Origin of the sequence: Nonomuraea sp. NPDC048916 (assembly GCF_040649575.1) — a bacterium.
Classification (GTDB): domain Bacteria; phylum Actinomycetota; class Actinomycetes; order Streptosporangiales; family Streptosporangiaceae; genus Nonomuraea.
Genome location: NZ_JBEZFS010000101.1, coordinates 1 through 2,265, shown reverse-complemented (window position 1 = coordinate 2,265; position 2,265 = coordinate 1). Strand labels below are relative to the sequence as shown.

General features: G+C 69.8%; 1 protein-coding gene and 1 pseudogene. Both read right to left on the bottom strand.

Going from position 1 to position 2,265, the window contains the following annotated elements:
* Nucleotides 1-2,156 (bottom strand): beta-ketoacyl synthase N-terminal-like domain-containing protein (locus AB0C16_RS39880; RefSeq protein WP_357691323.1); only part of this gene is annotated, 2,156 nt, incomplete at its 3' end.
* A gap of 3 nt (nucleotides 2,157-2,159) precedes the next feature.
* Nucleotides 2,160-2,216, bottom strand: a pseudogene (locus tag AB0C16_RS39875) (hypothetical protein); the annotation flags it as partial.
* Between the last annotated feature and the right edge of the window lie 49 nt (nucleotides 2,217-2,265).

Sequence of the window (2,265 nt, the reverse complement as noted above, 5' to 3'; positions counted from 1 at the left end):
GCCCGGCCGGCCGCTGTGAGCGCGTCATCGTCGAGGGTGTCCAGGAACACGCGCAGCTGCGCGGCTTGAGCTCGCAACGCTGCCGCAGACTTGCCGCTCACCGGCCACACGATCGGCACCACACCAGACACCACACCGGGCATCTCGCTGCGCACCGGAGAAGAGCCCGGAGAAGAGCCCGAAGCGGCGTGCGACCGCGGGGCCTTGCCAAGAACCTGGGGCGGCTCGCCAAGGATCTGGGGCGCCTCCTCGAGGATGACGTGGGCGTTGGTGCCGCTGACCCCGAACGACGACACACCAGCCCGCCGCGGCCTGCCGTAGCCCCCCCACGAGACCTGCTCGGTCAAGAGCTCCACCGCGCCCGAGTCCCAGTCGACCTGGTCGGAGGGCGTGCCGGCGTGCAGGCTCCGAGGGAGCAAGCCGTGGCGCATCGCCATCACCATCTTGATCACGCCCGCGACGCCCGCGGCCGCCTGGGTGTGGCCCAGATTCGACTTGATCGACCCGAGCCGCAGCGGCTGGCCGGAGGTTCGCTCCTGCCCGTAGGTCGCCAGCAGGGCCTGCGCCTCGATGGGATCACCCAAGGTGGTGCCCGTGCCGTGTCCCTCGACGGCATCCACGTCCCCTGCCGAGAGCCCGGCCACCGCCAGCGCCCGGCGGATCACCCGCTCCTGCGCGGGACCGTTGGGCGCGGTCAGCCCGTTGCTGGCACCGTCCTGGTTGACTGCTGAACCCCGCAGGAGCGCCAGCACGTGGTGCCCGTTGCGCCTGGCGTCGGATAGCCGCTCCAGCACCACGAGGCCGACGCCCTCGCTCCAGCCCACGCCGTCCGCCCCGGCCCCAAAGGACTTGCAGCGGCCGTCGGGGGCCAGGCCGCCCTGCCGGGCCATGTCCACGAACGTGTCAGGAGTGGACATGACGGTCACCCCGCCGGCCAGTGCCAGCGAGCACTCGCCGCCTTGGAGGGCCTGGGCGGCCCAGTGAAGGGCGACCAGAGAGGAGGAACAGGCGGTGTCGACGGTGACAGCCGGCCCCTCCAGTCCGAGGGTGTAGGCGACGCGTCCTGAGACCACGCTGGAGAGGCTGCCCTTACTGTGATAGGCCGCGACGTCCTCGGGAAGCGGCCCCATCCGCAGGCCCCAGTCGTGGTACATGACACCGGCGAACACGCCCGTGTCGGTGCCTGTGAGCGAGTGCGGATCGATGCCGGCCCACTCGAACGCCTCCCAGGAGGTCTCCAGCAGCAGGCGCTGCTGCGGGTCCATCGCCTGGGCCTCACGTGGGCCGATCCCGAAGAAGTCGGCGTCGAATAACGCCGCGTCGTAAAGGAAGCCACCTTCGTGGGTGTAGGTCTTGCCCGGCTTGCCAGGCTCGGGGTCGTAGAGGTCCGGGTCCCAGCCGCGATCGGCCGGGAATCCGGAGATCACGTCCCTGCCGTCGGCCACCAGCCGCCACAGGTCCTCCGGCGTGCGCACTCCGCCGGGATAGCGGCAGGCCATGCCGATGATCGCGATGGGGTCGCCGGCGAGCGCCGCTGTGGAGGCGGGCCGTTCTTTCGGCACGGCTTGCGCGGTGCCGGACATCCGGGAGGCGAGATACTCGGCAAGCGCCCGGGGGGTGGGGTAATCGAACGTGAGCGTCGCGCTGAGCCGCAGCCCGGTGGCGGCGGCCAGTCTGTTGCGGAGGTCCACGGCGGCCAGCGAGTCGAAGCCAATCTCGTTGAACGCCTTCGCCGGGCTGATCGCCTGGGCGCCGTCGTGCCCGAGGATCGCGGCGACCTGCGTTCTGACCGCGTCAAGCAGGGCTTCCTTGCGCTCCACATCACCCAGACCGGCGACCCGATCAGCAATGGACGCCTGGACCAACGACTGCCGCGATCTCGGCCTGCCCGCCAGGCCGCGCAGCATCGGCAGGATCCGGTCGGCGGAGGTTCGCAGCTTGTTGACGTCCACGCCCATCAGCACGAGGTGAGGCTCCCCGCTGACCATGGCCCTATCGAGCAGAGCCAGGTTCTCCTCGACAGGCAGAGGTCGCAGGCCCAGGTTCCTGATGTTCTTGAGGTAGGACTCGTCCAGATCGGAGCCCATGCCGCCGGCGTCGAGCCACTGGCCCCAGGACAGGGAGGTGGCGGGCAGGCCCAACCCAGCCCGATGCACCGCCAACGCATCCAAAAACACATTCGCCGCCGCATAATTGCCCTGCCCCGCCGCCAACACCAACCCACCAGCAGACGAAAACAACACAAACGCCGACAAATCCAAACCA